We start from the raw sequence: 20,746 nt of genomic DNA, 5'->3' as shown, positions 1-20,746 counted from the left end.
TCGCTTGCAATAAGGGATTACTGACGAATGCCGGAGGCATTTTTGCGTTCGATCACCACGCGGGCATGGTTGATGATTGGTGCATCGATCATTTTGCCGTTCAGCGAAATCACCCCCAGTCCGTTGCGTTCCCCCTCCTCTGCGGCGGCAATCACGCGCTCGGCGTAGTCCACTTCTTCCTGCGTTGGCGCGTAGGCGTTATGAAGAATTTCAATTTGGCGCGGATTAATCAGCGATTTTCCGTTGAAGCCCATCCGGCGGATGAGATCCACTTCTTTCAGGAAACCGGCCTCATCATTCACATCGGCGTATACCACGTCGAAGGCGTCAATACCGGCCCCGCGCGCGGCATGTAATACGGCGCACCGGGCATAGAAGAGCTCTGTCCCGTCGCCCCGCTCGGTTTGCATATCCATCACGTAGTCAAAGGCGGCCAGCGCAATACCCATTAAGCGGTCGGAGGATTTCGCAATGGCGACAGCGTTAATCACGCCCACGGCAGATTCTATCGCCGCCATTAATTTGGTTGAGCCAACGGGACGTCCACAGGTTTCTTCGATGCGGACGATTTCACGTTCGAGCTGATGAATATCTTCCGGGGAGTCGGTTTTGGGTAAACGAATGACATCGACACCCGCCCTGACGGCGGCTTCGAGATCTTTTAATCCAAAAGGCGTATTCAAAGGATTAATTCTGACAACGGTTTCAATATCGTTGTACATAGGATGTTGCAGGGCATGAAATACCAGAAGACGGGCGCTGTCTTTTTCTTTTAACGCGACGGCATCTTCCAGATCAAACATTATGGAGTCAGGTTTATAGATAAATGCCGTCGAAAGCATGGCGGCACTTGAACCGGGAATAAATAACATACTGCGGCGTAACTTTTTCATTATAACGTTTCCCATGTGATGTCTTCCCGGGCCATTCCTCTGAGCAGAGCAGCCTGCACGCGGGCGCGGATCACGCAATCCAGCGCGCCTTTATCATCAACGACGATCAGCCCCTGCTCGATGTTGAACGAAGCCAGGGTTTCATTGACAACCTCTGTAATACGTTCGCCAAATTGCTTATACACTTCGCTCTGGATGACCACATCCAGCCCGCTCTCGACGGGACTCACCTTCACCATCAGGTCGCTGGACTCCAGCGTCCCCGCCATTGCGGCTTGCACAATTTTCATATCAATTTTCCTGTGATCATGCGGTTAAACCGCTGCCGACATCGGTTCGGATAAACAAGGCTGATGCTGTACCTCTTTATTCAGAAACGCGCGCGTGGTGGCCGGCACCATACGGCTGGCGGCAGAGATTTTGTTTTCATTCAATAAACGACGAACGGCTGAAGCCGACACCGGAACATTATTGCCATCCGTTTTTCTTTCTATTTCGTGCACACTGATACGGGCCGCCGTACTCGTTTCATCTTCCAGCCAGCGATGCATCGCCCGGTTATACTCTGCGGTTAACGGGCAAAACGGTTCGGTACCGACAAAACGATGGTTAATATTCAGCGCGGGGGCGATGTAATTTCTGAAAAGCATGAGATCAATGGCAGCGTAGGCTTTATCAATAACCTGCTTATCCTTCAGGAAATAGTCCGGGAATGTGCCTCGGGAAATAATATACGCAGACCCCGGATGAATCGTGACATTAGGGAGATGCTGCGTTCCGTTCCTGACCATCGCAAACCGTTCTTTAAACGAAAAAGCGGAGACATCTTCCTGAACAACGAAAACATGCAGCCAGTCGCACTGGCATGCCGCATGCTCGATCAGATATTGATGGCCCAGGGTGAATGGATTGGCGTTCATCACGATCGCGCCAATGTTTTGCCCCGGCACGAAATGATGGCGACGCAGCTGGCTGCAGTAACGATGAATACCGACCGGCGTATTCTCCATTAATGCCGCACAATTCTCGACTGTCACCAGCGGATAAAACCCGCATCCGCGAAACGAATTTACGTTATCCGGGCAGGTAAAAAGAAAGAGCTGATGTTCGCCGTTTTGTGCCGCCAGAAGCTCGGCCTCATGAATTAACGTCAGGCTTAACGACGTACCCCGCCACCCGGCATCCACGGCAATGCATTTTAGCGTGTTACCCGCAATGCCGGTGCAGGCGACAAGCTGACGCTGATAGCGCGCAACGATAAATTGCTCGATATCGTTATCAATGCCTAAACCGTTGCGGGCCAGAAAACGGGCTACCTCCTCTCTGGCCTTCGCGTTACCGGCGTTAATCACCTCAAATTCTGGCGCTGTGGCGGTGTACATCGTCTCTCTCCTGAGCGTTTAGACGGTCAATTCTTGCTGCTGGGGTTGCGCTTCCACGATGGTGTTCATCAGGCGGCCAATGTTTTCGATTTCGACTTCGACGCGATCGCCATCGCGCATAAACAGAGGCGGATTACGTTTTTTCCCGACGCCACCAGGCGAGCCGGTGATAATGACGTCCCCGGCGCTGAGGGAGGTGAACGTACTGATATAGGCGATGAGATCCGCGACTTTGTGGATCATGCTGCCGGTGGAATCATTCTGAACCAGCATGCCGTTCAGCCAGGTGTGGATGGTCAACGCGTGAGGATCGGGGATCTCATCCGCCGTGGTCATATAGGGGCCGAAGGCGCCGGTCTGCTTCCAGTTTTTACCGGCGGTGAACCAGGCGTGCTGCCAGTCGCGGACGGAGCCGTCCATATAGCAGCTGTAGCCCGCGACATGGCCGAGCGCTTCTTTAGCGTCAATGCCGCTGCCAGACTTGCCGATGATGACAGCCAGCTCACCTTCGTAATCGAATTCACTTGAGAGAACCGGTTTCATGACTGGCCGCGCGTGGCCCGTTTGCGAGTCTGGAAAACGAATAAAGAGCGTCGGCGCATTATTCGTCTCAGCAAACTCTTTTCTTTTTTCAGCGTAATTCATTCCCACGCAGAAAATTTTTCCAGGCTCTTCTATAACGGGCAGGAAGGTAATGTCTTCAGGCATAATATCCACAGGGTAATCGTGATATTGTCTGGCAACCTCGACCGCATCCCATTGAAGGAGATCTTTCAATGTCGCATATTGATGGCCGATTTTATTACCCAAATCGATAATGCCGTGTTGCGTATAAATCCCGTAGCTTTTACGGCCCTGATGAATATAACTTGCTAATTTCATAATGATACCTGATTGATATTCTTACTCATTTTGTGTTCACACCCCAGGGCGTGAACACATTGTCATGCTATTTATTCTGCTGACTGCGCTGGAACCAGTACCTGCTTATTACCGGATGCCAGATACGTAGCCACGACTACGCCAACGCCAAGTAATGCCAGAATAAATCCGGTCATTCCCTGCCAGCCCATTGAATGGAAGACAAAACCGTTGATAAAACCAATCACCGAACCGCCCATGTAGTAGAAGAATAAATAGAGCGCGACGGCCTGGCCTCTTGCGTGCGTGGCATTTTTACTGACCCAGCTTAAACCGATAGAATGGCAGCCGAAGAAACAGCCGGTAAAAATCACAGCACCAACAATAAAGGTGACGACATTCGACGTCAGCGTCAGCAGCATCCCCAAGGCCATCACCAGGAACAGCACACGCAAGACTTTCATTGCGCCATATTTCGCCGATAAGCGACCAGCCTGTGGCGCCGTAAAGAAACTCAGGGCGAAGCTAAAGGAAAGCAGACCCGCGTTTGCCGGTGAAATATGGAACGGCTCGCCTTTCAGGAAGAAGGCCAGATAGTTATACAGTGATGTAAATGCGCCGAAAATAATGAAGCTGATGACAAACGCCAGCGCCAGATTTTTGTTTTTGAAATGCGATGCCGCCCCTTTCACCATACGCATAACGTTAAGGTTCTGCGTAGGCGTAAAGTTTTTCGATTCCGGCAGCAGGAACTTCACCAGAATGGCAACTGCAATCAGACTGACCGCAAACCCGTAGAAGATCACATTGATTGAAACGTGGTCGATCAGCTGGCTAGCCACAATACGCCCGGACATGCCGCCCATTGAGTTACCGAAAACAAAGTATCCCGTCACGATGCCTGCCGCCACCGGTGCGACCTCTTCGCTGATATAGGCCGTTGCTGCCGCAGCGATGCCGCTCAGTGCCAGACCAATCACCGCACGCAGCGCCACCAGCATTGCCCAGGATTGAACCAGCGGGCAGAGCAGCGTCAGAATGCCGCCCAACAGAAGAGAGACAATAATTAACCGCTTCCTGCCATAGTGATCGGATAATGTTCCGGTAAACAGTAGTCCAATTGCCAGCAATGCCGTTTCTGCGGATAAGATAATACTCACCTGGCTGACCGGGACATTATATTCCACAGCAAGCATCGGGAGCAGTGGTTGGATAAAAAACAACGAAGCCAGTTCCGCAAGCCCGGATAAAGCCAGGGCCAGAATCACGCGAATATTTGCGCTTGCTTTTGCCGGATCGGGTGCTTTCAGGATATTGTTAGCATGCGTTAACGCCATAATAACCTCAGTATTATAGTTAAGGTACAGAATGTATTATTTAAGATGGTTAATTTTTTATTTGAGACTTTATTCAATCAACTTCAGAGAGCATTTTTTCAGGTACACAAACAACACCTTCAAATAACTTTCGTGAAGTTCGAATAACCGCAGCACGGGTATTTTCGATATTGTCATCCTCTCTTAGCAATGACACCGATATTTTTCCACTTGGGTGTTCAATATCGATAATGTTGGTAAAACGCTCCTTTGGACGATCGGCAACAATTTTCGCGGCGACGGAGCCTTCAATAAGCGTCGCGGTCGAAATACCAATCGAGCCGGTAATCGCCAGTGATTTATGGCAGGTATGCGGCATGAAATAACGCACCTGAAGCGTTCCGCCGTTACGCGCCCGGCTAAGAAGAACCGGTTTAGGGATCACTTTGTTGGATACATCTCCTAAGCCCATCGCCGCGCCAGCCTGACGGCGCAGGTTCTCCAGCCTTTCCTTAAACGCCCTATCGCCATCTAATTCTGCAGGTGACTCCCCACCTGTTTTGCCCAACGCCGACGCGTCAATCAAAACCATCGGCATCGCCATATCAATACAGGTGACTTCAATACCGTCGAACACGTTTGTCACGCTACCGGTCGGCAGCAGTTTTCCCGTTTTGGAACCCGCAGAATTCAGGAAGGTTAAGCCTATCGGTGCCGCTGTACCCGGGACACCGTCGATTTGAGTTTCGCCTTCATAAACGACGCGATACTCAGGCGTTTGTACTTCGGCATCGACCAGCGTTCCGGTGTTCAGATTGCGGATACGCACCGTCGTCACCGGGCTTTGCGCCTTGACCAGCCCCTTTTCAATGGCAAAGGGGCCCACGGCACAGAGCATATTGCCGCAGTTCGGCGTGGTATCAACGCGACGTTCGTTCACCATCACTTGTGCGAACAAATAATCCACATCCGCGTCCGGACTGTCGGACGGACTGACGATCGCCACCTTACTGGTTTGCGGACTTCCCCCGCCAATACCGTCAATTTCGAGTTCATGCCCAGCGCCCATCAGGCTGAGTAAAACTGCATCACGCGCTTCGGTTTCCGCTGGCAGGTCGCTGGCCAGAATGACCGGGCCTTTTGAGGTACCGCCACGCATTAATACGCAAGGGATCTTTAACATTTCTTTTTCTCATTTCGCGTTTATCAGGAACGCAATTAGGTTTTCACACTCCTGTTGATAACTCTAATGTCGAAAAAAGCAGGATTAATACGCTTTGCGTATTAATAGCCCTTACGTTATCGTGGATTTAGGAAAACAATAATCAGGTGCGGATATGCAGCATGAATTACAGGGAATACAAGCGTTTGTAAAAATTGCAGAAATCGGATGTTTTACAAAAGCGTCTCAATTTCTTCACATTTCACAACCAGCTTTAACACGCAGAATTCAGAAGCTGGAAGAGAGCCTGGGAACCACGCTGTTTGAACGTTCCACGCGCAGCGTTAAGCTCACAACTGTGGGACGGGAATTTTTACCTAAGGCAAAGAATTTAATCGATTTTTATGAAAGCTCGATCCTGAGTATTAAAGAGATGGCGACGCATCAGGCAGGGGTTATTACCGTTTCCTGTATTCCGACTGCCGCGTTCTATTTTCTGCCTTCCGTGATACGAGATTATAACAATGACTACCCAAACATCCGTATTCGCATACTTGAGCACAGCGCCAGCGATTGTCTCGAAGCGGTGTTAAATGGCGACGCAGATTTCGGCATAAATATGATAAACATCACACATCCCAATATCGATTTTGCGCCGCTGGTGAACGAACCCTTTGTCCTGGCATGCCGACGGGATAATCCGCTGGCAAAAAAACCGCTGGTCACCTGGGACGATCTGGCTGGCATGAAGCTGATCGGCGTCAGGCGCTCCAGCGGAAACCGTTCGCTTATCGATCAGGCTTTCGAAAAGATGGACTGGAAACCGAACTGGTTTTACGAGGTGCGTCATCTGTCAACGTCGCTGGGGATGGTAGAGGCGGGTCTCGGGGTGTCAGTTGTGCCGAGTCTGGCGATGCCAACCGATGAACATCATGTCCTTGTCAGCCGCCCGCTGATAGAACCGGTTATCCGACGAACGCTGGGGCTGGTACAACGCAGGGAAACCCCTCTCAGCCCGGCGGCGGAAAAATTCAGAGAGCTGCTTGTTCAACTTTGGTCTGGTGAAAACAACAGCCCGTGGATCGGCAAGTTTACGCAGTAATATGGCCCAAAAGTACCGTTATTGGTTCTCCAGGTGACTCCTGCCGTTGACTACTGTGCGGAATAATGGCTCCCGAACACAACACAGAGGGAGTGAATGTGATGAAACGATTTTTTCGTACGGCAGTGATGATCGGCATGATGAGCGCATTTTCCACTTATGCTACCGCACAGGAGACAACCAGCATGAATACCAAAACCATTCGCGCAATGACTGGCGCAAAAGCTACCCCATCCTTATCGGCATCTGAAACTGCGTTAATCGTGGTGGATATTCAAAACGAATATTACGCATCAAAAGATTTTCGCGGTCAGATGGTGATCCCGGAAGGTGAAAAAGTACTGAAAAACAGTCAAAAACTGGTCAGCTATGCCCATCAAAAAGGGATGCCGGTCTACTTCGTTCGTCATATGGGGCCGAAAGACAGCCCGCTCTTTGCCGAAGGATCTGTCTATGCGCAGTTCCATAAAGATCTGCAGCCTTCTGCGCAAGACGCCATTATCACCAAAGCGACCCCGAGCTCTTTTGTTGGCACCGATCTGGATGCGCAATTAAAGAAAAAAGGGATTAAAAAGGTGATTGTGATTGGCCTGATGACGCACATGTGCATCTCGTCGACCGCGCGTGACGCTGTACCGCTGGGTTACAGCGTGATTATTCCTGAAGATGCAACGGCAACCCGCGATCTGGATGATGGCCAGGGCGGCGTGGTGGATCACAAGACGCTGCAGCGGGCAGCATTAGCCGGTGTGGCCGATGTATTCGCTGAGGTAATGACCACCCAGGACGTTATGGCACTGCCGGTCACAAAATAAGACCGGACTTGATCCCTGTCGCCAGCCAGACTTCTATACTGGCTGGCACATGGAGGCTTTTATGACGTTGAAAATTGGTATTGTGGTATTTGATGGCATCATCCCTTTTCACCTTTCAGTACCGTATGCCGTGTTTGAGAAAGCGCTCACGCCACAAGGTGAGCCCCTTTGTCAGTTGGTCGTTTGTGCCACAACACCCGGCGTACTGAAAACCAATGCCGGCTTTTCGATTGTCGTTGAACGCGGGCTGGATGCGTTGGCCGGAATGGATATGGTGATTGTCCCAAGCTGGGATGTTCCCGAGCGAGCCCCGGATCCCAACCTCCTGCTGGCGCTGCAAAAGGCCCATGCTGCGGGGGCACGCATTGTGGGTTTGTGCATGGGCGCATTTGTGGTTGCCGCCGCCGGGTTACTGGAACATCGTCCTGCGACAACGCACTGGCGATGGGCAGCTGATTTTCAGCGCCTCTATCCCTCCGTGCAAATGGATAAAGACGTGCTTTATATTGATGATGGTGACGTTGTCACTTCTGCGGGAACGGCGGCGAGCATTGACTGCTGCCTGCATCTGGTGCGTCAGGCATGGGGTGCCGAAGTGGCAAACGGCGTGGCGCGAATGTTGGTTGTCCCGCCCCACCGCCAGGGTGGGCAGCGGCAGTATGTCGAGCTGCCGGTTCAGAATACGCGTCGCGGGGATTATTTCACCGATGCGCTGGCCTGGGCGACGGAGAATCTCCAGCTCGCACTCACGCTGGACTGTGTGGCAGAGAAAGCCTGCATGAGCCGACGCAGTTTTACCCGGCGGTTTCAGCAAACCACGGGGGAAAGTTTTTCGCGCTGGCTACTCAACCAGCGCATTATTGTCGCACAGCGCTATCTCGAAAAAACCGACCAGCCGGTGGATGACATTGCCGAGCGCGTTGGTTTTCCCTCGACGACCTCTTTACGCCGCCACTTTCACAACCAGCTCAATACCTCACCTTCCCGCTATCGACGCGAGTTTCGCGGTCGATAGCGAAGTGAGTTATTTCCCCTGCGTTTCAAAACCTGCCATCACGGACCGGAGCTCAGCCAGTGAAAATCCGTGTTTGGCATCGTCAACGCCCAGTGCAAAGCGTTCCTGCATCAGTTGGTAAAGCGCCTCAGCATCCGGCAAGTGGATCTGCTCCTCCACATGGCCATTCTGCCAGTGGGTAAAGTTGAAGTTAGTTAACGTCAGCTTGCCGCCGTCAGGCAGATGGCGGCACATCAACAGATGATGACGGAAGTGCGACTGCGGCCAATGTGCTGACCAGAAATTCCCCATCACGTAATCACTGAAATACTGCGTCGTCAGGTCAAACTGGTACATCGACTGCCAGTGCTCGTGGTGACGGAACTGCAGCACCCAGTCGTTACCCTCGCTCAGCAGACGATACAGACCGTGCGGTGTTTCCTGTTCTTCACTCGCGAACAGACGAATCGGCGCCGTCAGCGTCTGGCCGCCAAACCCCACGTCCGCAATCCAGCGCTCGCCGTTAAGATCAACCAGCAGCAGGCGGTGCGTGCGCGGTGGCATTTGCGGTGGATTCGCTAATATCACGCGTCCCAGCACGCTGCGCACCGTAAAGCCAACTTCGCGCAATACGCGTTCGAACAGGCCGTTTTGCTCAAAGCAATAGCCTCCGCGGCGCGCGGAGACCAGTTTGTCGACAAGATTCTGATCCTCAAGATGGATCTCTCGCGGCAGAACGACATCAATATTTTCAAAAGGAATCGCACAGTTGTGATGTAAATGCAGCGCGCGCAGGGTATCAATATCAACAGCGGTCGGTTGCGTCCAGCCGATGCGGGCGAAATAGGCGGTCAGGAATGGGGACATTAATCAGTTTCCTTTGATTGTGATGTTCTGTTTATAAACTAATTTTACGCACTCACTTTGATTTACGTGCTTTTTCGTCATACTCATCGTTACAGATGAGGAGATCCTATGAGCCACTTTCGCCCTGTTGAATTACGTCATGCCAGCCGTCTGCTGAACCACGGCCCTACTGTGCTTATCACCAGTCGGGATGAAAGCCTCGACAGACGCAACGTGATGGCCGCCGCATGGTCAATGCCCGTTGAGTTTGAGCCGCCGCGCATCGCAATCGTGGTGGACAAAAGTACCTGGTCGCGCGAGCTGATTGAACGCAGTGGGAAATTTGGCATCGTCATCCCCGGCGTGGCGGCGGCCAACTGGACTTACGCGGTCGGCAGCGTCAGCGGGCGCGACGAGGACAAATTCAACTGCTACGGCATTCCGGTCGTAAACGGCCCTGAACTCGGCCTGCCGGTTATCGAAGAGAAATGTCTGGCGTGGATGGAGTGCCGGTTATTACCCGTCACCTCCGCGGCAGAAAAATACGATACGCTGTTCGGAGAAGTGGTTTCAGCGGCAGCAGACGAACGCACGTTTGTCGCCGGACGCTGGCAGTTTGACGAGGATAAGCTGAATACCCTGCATCATCTTGGAGCCGGGACGTTTGTGGCGAGTGGGAAGATGGTGAAGGCGCCGGATTGATAAGATCAATCATATATCATTGAAATATTATGATTTTATATAACATTTAATGCTTACCCGCAGTCAGAAAAAAAGAGGAAACTCGCTATGTTGTAGCACTAATGACGTAAATATAAAGCTTACAAAGGGCCTTACATCATGACAGCATCTGATTATTTAAGGATAAAATTTCAGAGTGACCACCATTTAGCCCTCACTATGGAGAACGCAATTGGCGGCATTTTGCAGTCGGCAAAAGGAGTTGCATCCGACATATATTCAGGTATTGAGCGAGTCAGTTGGTATTCTTCATGCTTTATTCCCAGGTACAATGATATCTGTCAGGAGTTACAAGCTCAAGAAATCAGAACGCTTTACTCAATAGAGTCGATATTCAAACACGCCGATGTTATTGCTCACGTATTTTATCTGTACTTGAAAACCGTATGTGATGACGTAAAGGATGGCAACCCAGAAGGTTCAGCCCGTAAACTCACAAAAAGAATTGCAGAATTCAGCTCTCACATAAACGTAGCGGGAGCTACACGCTATGCGTTTGCTACTGCTGCCTCGATCACGCTTTCTCACTCTAGTCTTATGTCCAAACTTGTTGTTGAACGCCTGTCTGCGAAATTGCCACAAGGGATCTTCGTCCTTCAATTTTATGGCATTCAACAAAAATGCGCACTCGCTGCCCGCCATTTGAAAGCGATTAACCCCGATTATTACTGGATTCTGTACCAGGCGAAACTGGAGATGCTTTATTATTTTTGCGAACCCATTCTTTCAAAATTATTTGAAAGAATGAAATTAAATTCCTTTTCAAACCTGGATGATTTAGCCGATTTTATAGAAAGGGATTTAAATGTTTAAGAACCTAATCAGACTGTTATTAGAAAGCGTAGTCTTTCCTGCGCTTGTCATTGGTTTTGGCTTGCTATGGCTTCATCTATTTCCGGAGCATTGCTTATTATTGACATTGCTTACAATCTTCATTCTGATTTGGTTATTTCCTCGATTAACTTCACGCATAACGGAACTGAAATAAAAGGATATACTATGTCTAATCCAGCTTATATGTGGTTAACGGATGAAAATGGTTCACCCATGACGGGTTCATCGCTGGTCTCCGGACGTATTGGGGCTATTGAGCTAAAATCACTCACTTATAATGTCAATATTCCAGCCGATAGCAATACAGGTCGCCTGACAGGTACACGAATTCACGCACCGATTATGTTTCAGAAAGAGTTCGATCGGGTAACGCCTCTTTTATACAAAGCCTTAACTACCGGGGTCACGCTCAAATCAGCAATAAAAGAAATGTACATAATTAACGAAGCAGGAGTAGAAAGCGAGTATTTTAACATTCTACTTGAGAATGTTAAAATCACGTCGATAACACCTGATTTATACCCTGGCGTAGGCTCCGGCACCCACCTGGAAACAGTTCTTCTTCGATATGAAAGTATTACCTGGAAGCACTGTGAAGGTAATATCGTTTACAAAGATAGCTGGAACCATAGAGTGGTAGCATAAGCTATTGACACTGCCTCAATGACAGCGTCCTATTTCTTCCGCCTGGTATTTGATCAACCTCATTACGAACTGTTCAGGCATGACTAATGAAAATACTCTGCTTCGTTCTTTTCGCTCTGTCTCCTTATGCGGTCGCTCATAGTAGCTCTGCACCAGGCCAGGCGGCGCTTAAATTTAATCAATGGTATATCGCACAGTTAAATCAGAATAAACCGCCAGTATTAAATCCCGACATCATGAAAGATTACGTTGTCTCAGGGACAATTTCTGCAATTAAGGAAATGTACTCAGGCGACAGTAACGAAAAAGATATGCCCGATGCGGATATGTTCATCAAGTCTCAGGATTGGGACGAAGACTGGAATCAGATCGCGGTATTGAATTCTGACTTTGATGCGGTTTGCACAAATGTGTATATCGCGTTTGGCAAAAAACAAGATCACGTTGTGGCAGATTGTCTCGTTCAGGAAAAAGGGAAATGGAAAATTCGATCCGCAACGCTAATTAAGTAAAAGGATGATATGCCGAAAAGACGCATGGTAGCCCAGATGCTACCATGCGCACTTCATTAACTCTTCGCGCGCTTCGAAATAATCTCATCCGCAACATTCCGCGGGGCTTCCGCAAAATGGTGGAACTCCATCGTATACGTCGCGCGTCCCTGGGACATCGAGCGCAGCGTTGTGGCGTAGCCAAACATCTCGGCCAGCGGCACGTCAGCGCGGATAATCTGGCTGCCGTACTGCTCTTCCATGCCCTGCACCATGCCGCGACGAGAAGAGAGATCGCCTATGATGTTACCGGCGTACTCTTCCGGTGTTTCCACCTCCACGTGCATGATCGGCTCAAGGATCGCCGGATCCGCTCTGCGGGCGCCCTCTTTAAAGCCGAGAATGGCCGCCATGCGGAATGCCATCTCCGAGGAGTCGACGTCGTGGTACGAGCCAAACGTCAGCGTCGCTTTAACGTCAACCACCGGATAGCCCGCCAGCACCCCGCTGTTCATCGCTTCCCGCAGCCCTTTCTCAACGGACGGGATATACTCGCGCGGCACCACGCCGCCCTTAGTGGCATCTTCAAATGTAAAGCCACTTCCGGGCTCCTGCGGCTCAAGGCTCAGCACCACATGGCCGTACTGGCCTTTGCCGCCGGACTGACGGACAAATTTGCCTTCGATATCCTTCACCGCCTTACGCAGGGTTTCTCGGTAGGTCACCTGCGGACGACCGATATTTGCCTCCACGCCAAACTCACGCTTCATGCGGTCGACGATAATCTCCAGATGTAGCTCACCCATCCCGGAAATAATGGTCTGACCGGACTCTTCGTCAGTATGCAGGCGGAACGACGGATCTTCCGCCGCCAGGCGCTGCAGCGCGATCCCCATTTTCTCCTGATCGCCTTTGGTTTTCGGCTCGATAGCCAGCGAGATCACCGGGTCCGGGAAATCCATTCGTTCAAGCGTGATCACCGCGTTCGGATCGGTGAGCGTGTCACCGGTGGTCACGTCTTTCAGCCCCACGCAGGCCGCGATATCGCCCGCACGCAGTTCATCCACCTCGTGACGATCGTTGGCATGCATCAGCACGATACGCCCGATACGCTCTTTTTTGCCTTTCACCGGGTTATACACCGCGTCGCCTTTGCGCAGCACGCCGGAGTAGACGCGGATAAAGGTCAGCTGCCCGACGTACGGGTCGCTCATCAGCTTGAACGCCAGGGCCGAGAACGGCTCATCATCGCTCGGGTGACGCTCCGCGTGCTGCCCTTTTTCATCCACACCGTCAATGGCCGGCACGTCCAGCGGCGACGGCATCAGCTCAATCACCGCATCCAGCATCCGCTGCACGCCCTTGTTTTTAAACGCGCTGCCGCACAGCATCGGCTGGATTTCGCCCGAGATGGTGCGGATACGCAGGCCTTTAATAATGTCCGCTTCCGTCAGGTCGCCCGTTTCGAGGTACTTATCCATCAGCTCGTCGCTGGCTTCCGCCGCCGCAGAGACCATTTTTTCCCGCCATTCCCGGGCGGTACTGACGAGATCATCCGGCACGGGCGCATAGGTAAACACCATGCCCTGAGTCGCATCGTCCCACAAAATGGTGCGCATCTTGATGAGATCCACCACGCCGGTAAAGTGCTCTTCTGCACCAACCGGGATGACAATCGGCACCGGATTGGCCTTCAGGCGCTCCTGCATCATCCGCACCACGCGAAAGAAATCGGCCCCCGGACGGTCCATTTTGTTGACGAAGGCCAGCCGCGGAACGTGGTATTTATTGGCCTGACGCCAGACGGTCTCCGACTGCGGCTGCACGCCGCCCACGGAGTCATACACCATCACGGCACCGTCGAGAACGCGCATGGAACGTTCAACCTCAATGGTGAAGTCAACGTGCCCCGGGGTGTCGATGATGTTGATCCGGTGCGGTTCGAACCCTCTGTCCATACCTGGCCAGAAGCAGCTCACCGCCGCGGAGGTAATCGTGATCCCGCGCTCTTGCTCCTGCGCCATCCAGTCAGTGGTTGCCGCGCCATCGTGTACTTCACCCAGCTTGTGGCTCATCCCGGTATAAAACAGGATGCGCTCGGTGGTGGTGGTTTTACCGGCATCGATATGCGCGGAGATACCGATGTTGCGATAACGTTCGAGAGGGATGGGTCGGGGCATGATATTTCCTTAAGTCATATGACTTGTCTGTGACGACCAGGATGGCCGTGCATTCGTTCATTTGCTATAATAGTCCTATTGTACGAGTATTATCGAACTATTTTTTAACGGTTGACCTATTGTTGATATAGCTCAATCTGACGCCATACGCAGGAAAACGATGATCCCAAACCACCCTGAAACTGAACAAATACTGCTGGAAAATGTGCTGTTTGCCCTCGGCAACCCGCTCCGGCTGTCGATAATTCGCCGGCTGGCCGATGGCAGCGAACTCAGCTGTAACGCGCTGCGCCCGGAAGATGTGGTGAAGTCTACGATGACCCATCACTGGCGCGTACTGCGCGACAGCGGCGTGATCTGGCAGCGTCCACAGGGACGAGAAAACATGATTTCATTGCGAAGAGAGGATCTGGATGCCCGCTTCCCGGGGCTGATGGCGATCCTGCTTCAGGTTAAGTAATGTCCATTCCTTCCAGACGATAGAGAGGGATTTGCCGGGTTGTTTTGGTCAGCGTATCGAACACCTCGGCGTTGGAGGTCACAATCCGCATCCCTGTTTTACGTAGCCTTTGCACATCCGCCGCGATGCGCTGAATGCCAAACCAGAAAAGCCCGTCGAGTGCCGTCACGGACAGCCCGCTTTCCAGAGCCAGCTTGAGGCGTTCCTTTGGCGCTTTTACCTGCTGGGCAATTTGCCTGTAAGGGAGTTCATTACATCCCGTTGCGTCACTGCGCTGGATACGCGTTTTCAGCTGGTAGGTAAACTCGTCAGGTATTCCGGCCAGATCTTGTTTAAGGCTATAGACGCAGCCAAAGCGCTTGCCGTTAAACAGAACGTTTTTCTGGCTGAGCGGCAGCTCTTTCCTGACAACGTCAATCAGCTGCGGCGCACGGGTGAGGAGCAGTCTGAAGGGCAGCTCGAAGCTGGTGACATAATCCACATTAAGCAACGCGAGACGCAGCCGCTCCTCTGCGCCGGATTGTTGCTCACGACACTCCTCCAGCACCTCTGCCCACTGGCGCGTCAGGCGCGCCGGTTCGGCGGCTTCGGTCAGGAGATATTTTTCAATCTGATAATCAACTCTTGCGGTCACCGTGTGATATCCCGTCGCTGTGGATGCGGCAATTCTATACAGCGCGGTGAGTTTTATAAAGCACTGAACCGCAGCGACATCCTGAAAATGTCGTTGCGATTCAGTATCCTTACGTTTCGGATCGGTGCGCCATCAGCCAGCCCACCAGCGGCGCGGCGAAACTGAGGTTTAGTGCTGTATGCCTGAGCGGTCAGAAAAATCGCCGGCGGAAAGAATGTCATCCCGTGTTGCCGTCTGTTTCGGAGGGGCATATCGGTCAGGTACGCCTTCAGGACGCGTTTTGAAGCGCCGGTGCAGCCACATATACTGCTCTGGCGCCATCCGTACCGCTTGCTCAATCGCCCTGTTCATCTGCGTTGCAACGGATTCTTTATCTCCTCCCTGCAGCGCCTCGCTAATATCCTCCAGAATAATCAGCTCGTAGCCGGTGCCATCCGCCCTGCGGCGCGGCACAAAGGGGATCACGGCAGGCTTAGCGCTTTTGACCAGCATATAGCTTCCCGCGGTCGTGGCCGCATTCGGTACCGCAAAAAACGGCACAAAGACGCTATTGGTTTTGCCATAGTCATGGTCCGGGGCGTACCACAGAATCTCATTCTGCTTCAGCGCGCGGATCATGCCCTTTAAATCATGACGATCGAGCATGGTTTTATTGGCGCGCAGGCGCCCGCGCGTCTGCAGCCAGTCCAGCAGCGCGTTATTGTTAGGGCGATACACCCCAATGCCGGGGTTCAGCATGCCAAAGATCCGCGCGCCCAACTCAAGGGTGAGAAAGTGCATGCCAACGAGCACCACGCCATTGCCTTTCGCCCGCGCCTTTTCCATGTGCTCATAACCCGTCACGGTAAAGCATTTCCGCACCCGCCATGCAGGCCAGAACCATGCCATTCCGGTTTCGATCACCCCCATTCCTACCGATTCAAAATTACGCTGCAGCAACGCCTCACGCTCGTTGGCATCCATTTCGGGAAAGCATAGCTCGAGGTTGCGGCGGGCAATCGCGACGCGGCGGGGAAGCAGGCGCATCGCCAGCCGTCCAAGCCCGTGGCCGATACGGAACAGCAGCGGATAAGGCAGGAGCATAATCAGCCACAGCGCGGCAATGCCGACCCAGCTGAGCCAGTAACGCGGGTGAAGAAAGGCGGGTGAAAAACGGGGTAATTTTGTCATCAGAAAATTATCCTTTAACGTATCTGTCCTTAACTGATTCTGTTGAACATCTTTCCTAAAGAGGTATGAAATATAGCCATAAACGTAAAGTGTAGCGGATAAAATAAAATATTTTTTTATCGATTTTTGCGAAAAGCGGGAAAACAAGAAGGGAAAAACCGGGGAGAGGCGATCGCCCCGGCATACGCGCTTACATTGAATAGCCTGGTTTTTTAATTAACTCTTCCAGCTTCGGTCCTATTTCGGTGTCCCAGACCTGGGCTTTCCACTCCTCTGGATCCACCTGATTCAGCGCAACGGATATTGAGCTGTCTTTACTGTTGAGATGACGAATAATGACCCCGGCAATATCCGCCGCCAGGGCCGTTTTTTGTTCATCGTTCAAATCACGGGGAAAACATTTAATATCGACGTGCGGCATGTGCAAGCTTCCGTTTGTGAATAAGAGTTCCACGTTATCAGATAATAGCGTTGGCCTTTAACACCTTGTGCAGTTCCGGCAGCTGACAGACGGTGTCCGCAACAGCCGTAAACCTCGGCGTATTTGTCGCAAACCAGTCATGGCGCGGCCCCCAGGTGCGCGCTACCGCAATATATACATCCAGCAGCGTCAGCCTTTCCCCCAGCGCAAACGGGGCAGCCCTGAGCTGACTTTCAAACCATAGATAGAGCGATTTCCGGTATTCGATGCAGTTTTTCTGCAGCTGTTCCGGCGCATCCGGCACCCAGCGTTCGGGGTAGTCCGCATAGGTAAAAGTGGGATAGACGTTGGCTACAAACCAGATCAGCAGACGCTGAAACTGCTGGCGTTCAGCCTGCCCCACCGGCGGGGCGAGATCGGGACATCTGTCGAGCACCATCAGGGCAATGGCCGCCGTTTCGGTCATGATGGCGCCATTTTCCAGCTCCAGCGTGGGGACCTGACGCAGCGGGTTAAGCTTTTGCAGCAGTTCACGCTGCGGACCGGGCTGGTCAAACCCGTCCACGTTGATAAATTGATAAGGGATATCGGCCAGGACTAGCATCACTTCACCGATCGCCGAGCCCCAGCCGGGTACGCCATAGAGTTTAATCATGTTGCCCCCCTCAGGAGTGAAAATCCTAAGTGTAGAGCACCCTCAGTAGGTTATTCCAGGCGGGTTGACCACCGACTGTTCCACCCCTTCCTCCTGTTCACCCCAGCGCGCCAGCACCTTCTGGTACTCTCCCCGCGCAATCGCACCGTTCAGCGCGGCCTGCAGCGCGTAGACCAGCTCATTGCCTTTTTTGGTGGTGGTTGCGACCCAGGCTTTTTTCGGCCCTAATCCGACCACGCGGGTCGTGCCGGTGAGCGCCGCCTTGTAGGCTGAAACCGACTGAGGGCCAAAGAATACGTCTGCCCTGCCGGACTGGATATAGAGATTGCCCGAAGCATCATCGTGAAGATAGACGGGCAGCGCTGGCGCCCGCCCCGCCTTTTTATTCTCTTCGTTCCAGCCCAGCAGGATGCGCTCCTGATTCGTCCCCGAGCCGACGATCACCTTTTTCCCGGCCAGATCTTCCGCGCTTTTGATTGACTGGATCTCGCTGGTGGATTTCACCGAAAACGCCAGCGAATCGACGCGGTAGGCCGCAAAATCAAATTTCTCTTTCCGCTGTTCGGTCACCGCAATGTTCACCAGCGCCACGTCGTAGCGCCCGGAAGCGATCCCCAGCGGCCAGTCTTCCCACGCCGTCGGCACCAGCTTGAGCTTCAGCCCCAGGCTGCCCGCCAGCAGGCGAGCGATATCCGGGTCGCTGCCAATCCGCGTGCGGTTATCGCTGGCCAGAAGCGCCAGCGGCGGGGAGTTAAGCATCGAGATGGCGACCGTCAGCGTTCCCGGCTCAACAAATTTGTAACCGGCGGGGATCTTCGCCACGGCCTGGCGATCCACCGTCACCGGCAGCGGCTGCTCGTTGGCTTTCAGATCGATGCTGGCGTGGCCCGCGGTCGTAAAAAGCAGCCCCGCCAGAAGTCCGTATTTCATTTGCGCTCCTTACAGCACTTTTGACAGGAACTGGCGCGTTCGCGCATGAGACGGACGGTTCAGCACCGCGTCGCTGCTGCCCTGCTCTACGATTTTCCCGTCGACCATAAACACCACCTGATCCGCCACCTCCCGGGCAAAGCCGATCTCGTGAGTGACCACCACCAGCGTGGTGCCCGACCGGGCCAGTTTTTTGATGACGTCCAGCACTTCCCCCACCAGCTCCGGATCCAGCGCCGAGGTGGGTTCATCAAACAGCATCACCCTAGGACGCAGCGCCAGCGCGCGGGCAATGGCAATGCGCTGCTGCTGCCCACCGGAGAGATGGCGAGACCAGGCATCGGCTTTATCCCGCAGCCCGACCACGTCCAGCAGGCTGTACGCCCTTTCGACCGCCTCTTTTTTACTGAGCTTTTTATGCGCGATGGGCGCCTCAATCAGGTTTTCCAGCACCGTGAGGTGCGGAAAGAGATTGAAGTTCTGAAACACATAGCCCACGTTGACGCGCTGCTTGAGGATCTCTTTCTCCTTCAGCTCGAAGAGCCTGTCGCCCTGACGACGGTAGCCAATGTAGTCTCCGTCGATCTGAATAAAGCCTTCGTCCACGCGCTCCAGATGGTTGATGGTGCGCAGCAGCGTCGATTTGCCCGACCCGGACGGGCCGAGGATCACCGTCACGGATCCCGGCGGGATCTCAAGCGAAACGTTGTCGAGCGCCTTGTGTCGGCCAAAGTACTTGCTGACGCCGGTTATTGAGATGTGTCCTTCAGGAGAGGCTTGCATGGATAGGCTCCTGTGCTGGCGTGGTCGCGACCGAGCGGGGGCGACGGGCGACGCGGTTCTGATTAACGGCAGATCGGCGTTCGCTGCGGGCAAGCGCGCGTTCAACGCCATATTGAATAGCGGATAAGACGGTGGTGATGACCAGATACCAGGCCGCGCCCACCATCAGCAGCGGGATCACCTCCTGCGTGCGGTTGTAAATCATCTGGATGGTATAGAACAGCTCCGGCATCGCCAGGACGTACACCATCGCCGTGCCCTTGGCGAGGCTGATGATTTCGTTGAAACCGGAAGGCAGAATGGTGCGCAGCGCCTGCGGTAAAATGATGCGCACCGTGCGGCGCCAGGCCGGCAGGCCGAGCGCGGCGGCGGCCTCATACTGCCCGTGATCGACCCCGAGGAATCCACCGCGAACGATCTCGGCGGTATAGGCGCTCTGCACCAGGGTGAGCCCCACCACGGCGGTAGAGAACTGCCCGAGCACGTTGATGGTTTCGAAGCGGCCCCAGGTGATGCCGGTGAACGGCACGCCGAGCGAGAGGGTGTCGTAGAGATAGGAAAAGTTGTACAGGATAATCAGCACCACGATCAGCGGCAGCGACCGAAACAGCCAGATGTACGCCCACGCCAGGCTGCTCAGCAGCCAGGATGACGAGAGTCTCGCCAGCGCCAGCATGCCGCCAAACACCACGCTCAGCGCGGTGCCAATCAGCGTCAGCAGCAGGGTCTGCCCAACGCCTTCGAGGATCACCGGATCAAAGAACCAGCGGGCGAACACCGCCCACTCCCAGCGCGGGTTAAAGGCCACGGACTGAATCACGACAGCCAGGACAAACAGCGCCACCGCGGCGCCGACGGCCCGCAGCGGATAACGCGCCGGGACCACCTTAATGGTTTCAACGTTGCTCATCGTCGTTCCTCATGCGGTTTTACTGAACGCTTCGCGTACCAGCGTTTTGGTGAAGCGCAGCCGACCGTCAAACGGCGGCTGGCTGTACTCTTCCGGATCCCGATTGAGATCGAACTGCGGCTGATAGCCCTGGCTAAGATAAAGCCTGACCGCCTCCGGCTGGCGAAAGCCGGTTGTCAGGTAGATGTGGCTATACCCTGCCAGCACCGCCCTGCGCTCCAGCTCCTGCACCACGCGTCCGGCAAGCCCCTGCTGACGCAGGGTTTTGTCCGTCCAGATTCGTTTGATTTCCGCGGTGCGTTCGTCGAAAGGCTTGTACGCGCCGGTGGCGATAATCTTTCCGTCCCGCTCCAGGACGATAAACAGCCCCTGCGGCGCTAAATACCACTCGGTGAGTTCAACCTCCGCGTCTTTAGAGAAGTAGTCCCCGTAGCGGGCCGCATATTCCCCGAACAGCCCCTCGATGATGGGCTGAAGCTCGGCGTCTTCCGGTGAAACATCACGATATCGTTCGCTCATTA

The 20,746-nt window shown here is 53.4% G+C and carries 24 protein-coding genes; 8 read left to right on the top strand and 16 right to left on the bottom strand.

Annotation, left to right across the window (positions count from 1 at the left end; translation table 11 throughout):
- Positions 1 to 17: 17 nt before the first annotated feature.
- The 6 genes from citE to L6R44_RS02290 form a co-directional block, all read right to left on the bottom strand.
- Positions 18 to 893 (bottom strand): citrate (pro-3S)-lyase subunit beta, encoded by an 876-nt coding sequence (gene citE, locus L6R44_RS02315; protein WP_237423100.1) that lies wholly within the window; start codon positions 891 to 893, stop codon positions 18 to 20.
- The gene (gene citD, locus L6R44_RS02310) at positions 893 to 1,183 is read right to left on the bottom strand and encodes a citrate lyase acyl carrier protein (RefSeq protein ID WP_032647419.1); all 291 of its coding nucleotides are present in this window, start codon (positions 1,181 to 1,183) and stop codon (positions 893 to 895) included. Before citD ends, citE begins: the two co-directional genes overlap by 1 nt.
- 24 nt (positions 1,184 to 1,207) lie before the next feature.
- The gene (citC, locus tag L6R44_RS02305; RefSeq protein WP_237423099.1) at positions 1,208 to 2,275 is read right to left on the bottom strand and encodes a [citrate (pro-3S)-lyase] ligase; all 1,068 of its coding nucleotides are present in this window, start codon (positions 2,273 to 2,275) and stop codon (positions 1,208 to 1,210) included.
- A gap of 18 nt (positions 2,276 to 2,293) precedes the next feature.
- On the bottom strand, positions 2,294 to 3,157 hold the full coding sequence (locus tag L6R44_RS02300; RefSeq protein ID WP_237423098.1) for a fumarylacetoacetate hydrolase family protein: 864 nt from the start codon (positions 3,155 to 3,157) through the stop codon (positions 2,294 to 2,296).
- Between the two features lie 71 nt (positions 3,158 to 3,228).
- Positions 3,229 to 4,473, bottom strand: coding sequence for an MFS transporter (locus tag L6R44_RS02295; RefSeq protein ID WP_237423097.1), 1,245 nt, complete (start codon positions 4,471 to 4,473; stop codon positions 3,229 to 3,231).
- Between the two features lie 73 nt (positions 4,474 to 4,546).
- Positions 4,547 to 5,635, bottom strand: coding sequence for a 4-oxalomesaconate tautomerase (locus L6R44_RS02290; protein ID WP_237423096.1), 1,089 nt, complete (start codon positions 5,633 to 5,635; stop codon positions 4,547 to 4,549).
- A gap of 154 nt (positions 5,636 to 5,789) precedes the next feature.
- Here L6R44_RS02290 and L6R44_RS02285 point away from each other — a divergent pair, with 154 nt between their 5' ends.
- The 3 genes from L6R44_RS02285 (at position 5,790) to L6R44_RS02275 (ending at position 8,546) form a co-directional block, all read left to right on the top strand.
- A complete protein-coding gene (locus tag L6R44_RS02285; RefSeq protein ID WP_237423095.1) occupies positions 5,790 to 6,716 on the top strand; it encodes a LysR family transcriptional regulator in 927 nt (308 codons plus the stop codon).
- A gap of 101 nt (positions 6,717 to 6,817) precedes the next feature.
- A complete protein-coding gene (locus L6R44_RS02280) occupies positions 6,818 to 7,531 on the top strand; it encodes an isochorismatase family protein (protein WP_237423290.1) in 714 nt (237 codons plus the stop codon).
- Positions 7,532 to 7,592: 61 nt separating this feature from the next.
- Positions 7,593 to 8,546 carry a GlxA family transcriptional regulator gene (locus tag L6R44_RS02275; protein ID WP_237423094.1) on the top strand — a complete coding sequence of 318 codons (954 nt, stop codon included), beginning with the start codon at positions 7,593 to 7,595 and terminating at the stop codon, positions 8,544 to 8,546.
- Between the two features lie 9 nt (positions 8,547 to 8,555).
- Here L6R44_RS02275 and nhoA read toward each other — a convergent pair whose 3' ends face one another.
- Positions 8,556 to 9,392 (bottom strand): N-hydroxyarylamine O-acetyltransferase, encoded by an 837-nt coding sequence (nhoA, locus tag L6R44_RS02270; protein WP_237423093.1) that lies wholly within the window; start codon positions 9,390 to 9,392, stop codon positions 8,556 to 8,558.
- Between the two features lie 108 nt (positions 9,393 to 9,500).
- Here nhoA and L6R44_RS02265 point away from each other — a divergent pair, with 108 nt between their 5' ends.
- The 4 genes from L6R44_RS02265 (at position 9,501) to L6R44_RS02250 (ending at position 12,103) form a co-directional block, all read left to right on the top strand.
- A complete protein-coding gene (locus tag L6R44_RS02265; RefSeq protein ID WP_237423092.1) occupies positions 9,501 to 10,073 on the top strand; it encodes a flavin reductase family protein in 573 nt (190 codons plus the stop codon).
- A gap of 138 nt (positions 10,074 to 10,211) precedes the next feature.
- Complete coding sequence (locus tag L6R44_RS02260) at positions 10,212 to 10,925, top strand: hypothetical protein (protein WP_237423091.1); 714 nt, start codon at positions 10,212 to 10,214, stop codon at positions 10,923 to 10,925.
- Between the two features lie 186 nt (positions 10,926 to 11,111).
- Positions 11,112 to 11,591: an Hcp family type VI secretion system effector gene (locus L6R44_RS02255; protein ID WP_237423289.1), complete on the top strand. Its 480-nt coding sequence runs from the start codon at positions 11,112 to 11,114 to the stop codon at positions 11,589 to 11,591.
- An 86-nt stretch (positions 11,592 to 11,677) separates the two neighbouring features.
- Complete coding sequence (locus tag L6R44_RS02250; protein WP_237423090.1) at positions 11,678 to 12,103, top strand: DUF3828 domain-containing protein; 426 nt, start codon at positions 11,678 to 11,680, stop codon at positions 12,101 to 12,103.
- Positions 12,104 to 12,159: 56 nt separating this feature from the next.
- Here L6R44_RS02250 and fusA read toward each other — a convergent pair whose 3' ends face one another.
- Entirely contained in the window at positions 12,160 to 14,262 is a 2,103-nt protein-coding gene (fusA, locus tag L6R44_RS02245; protein WP_237423089.1) for an elongation factor G, read from the bottom strand.
- A 160-nt stretch (positions 14,263 to 14,422) separates the two neighbouring features.
- Here fusA and L6R44_RS02240 point away from each other — a divergent pair, with 160 nt between their 5' ends.
- A complete protein-coding gene (locus L6R44_RS02240; RefSeq protein WP_063142676.1) occupies positions 14,423 to 14,722 on the top strand; it encodes an ArsR/SmtB family transcription factor in 300 nt (99 codons plus the stop codon).
- Here L6R44_RS02240 and L6R44_RS02235 read toward each other — a convergent pair.
- From L6R44_RS02235 to L6R44_RS02200, 8 genes are all read right to left on the bottom strand, one after another.
- A complete protein-coding gene (locus L6R44_RS02235; protein ID WP_237423088.1) occupies positions 14,715 to 15,356 on the bottom strand; it encodes a helix-turn-helix domain-containing protein in 642 nt (213 codons plus the stop codon). The two genes, L6R44_RS02240 and L6R44_RS02235, sit on opposite strands and share 8 nt — an antisense overlap.
- 168 nt (positions 15,357 to 15,524) lie before the next feature.
- A complete protein-coding gene (locus tag L6R44_RS02230; protein WP_237423087.1) occupies positions 15,525 to 16,526 on the bottom strand; it encodes a Kdo(2)-lipid IV(A) acyltransferase in 1,002 nt (333 codons plus the stop codon).
- Positions 16,527 to 16,716: 190 nt separating this feature from the next.
- Positions 16,717 to 16,947 carry a tautomerase PptA gene (gene pptA / locus L6R44_RS02225; RefSeq protein WP_032640783.1) on the bottom strand — a complete coding sequence of 77 codons (231 nt, stop codon included), beginning with the start codon at positions 16,945 to 16,947 and terminating at the stop codon, positions 16,717 to 16,719.
- A gap of 37 nt (positions 16,948 to 16,984) precedes the next feature.
- Complete coding sequence (locus tag L6R44_RS02220) at positions 16,985 to 17,602, bottom strand: glutathione S-transferase family protein (protein WP_237423086.1); 618 nt, start codon at positions 17,600 to 17,602, stop codon at positions 16,985 to 16,987.
- A 42-nt stretch (positions 17,603 to 17,644) separates the two neighbouring features.
- Positions 17,645 to 18,532, bottom strand: a complete 888-nt coding sequence (locus L6R44_RS02215; protein ID WP_032640787.1) for a transporter substrate-binding domain-containing protein — start codon at positions 18,530 to 18,532, stop codon at positions 17,645 to 17,647.
- 9 nt (positions 18,533 to 18,541) lie between these two features.
- Positions 18,542 to 19,315, bottom strand: coding sequence for an amino acid ABC transporter ATP-binding protein (locus L6R44_RS02210; RefSeq protein WP_045326522.1), 774 nt, complete (start codon positions 19,313 to 19,315; stop codon positions 18,542 to 18,544).
- Positions 19,299 to 20,225: an amino acid ABC transporter permease gene (locus tag L6R44_RS02205; RefSeq protein ID WP_237423085.1), complete on the bottom strand. Its 927-nt coding sequence runs from the start codon at positions 20,223 to 20,225 to the stop codon at positions 19,299 to 19,301. Before L6R44_RS02205 ends, L6R44_RS02210 begins: the two co-directional genes overlap by 17 nt.
- Positions 20,226 to 20,234: 9 nt before the next feature.
- The gene (locus L6R44_RS02200; RefSeq protein ID WP_237423084.1) at positions 20,235 to 20,744 is read right to left on the bottom strand and encodes a GNAT family N-acetyltransferase; all 510 of its coding nucleotides are present in this window, start codon (positions 20,742 to 20,744) and stop codon (positions 20,235 to 20,237) included.
- Positions 20,745 to 20,746: the final 2 nt, after the last annotated feature.

It is taken from the genome of Enterobacter cloacae complex sp. ECC445 (assembly GCF_021892025.1).
Lineage (GTDB): Bacteria > Pseudomonadota > Gammaproteobacteria > Enterobacterales > Enterobacteriaceae > Enterobacter > Enterobacter chengduensis.
Note: the sequence above shows the minus strand (reverse complement) of the source record. Positions and strands in the feature narration are given on the sequence as shown.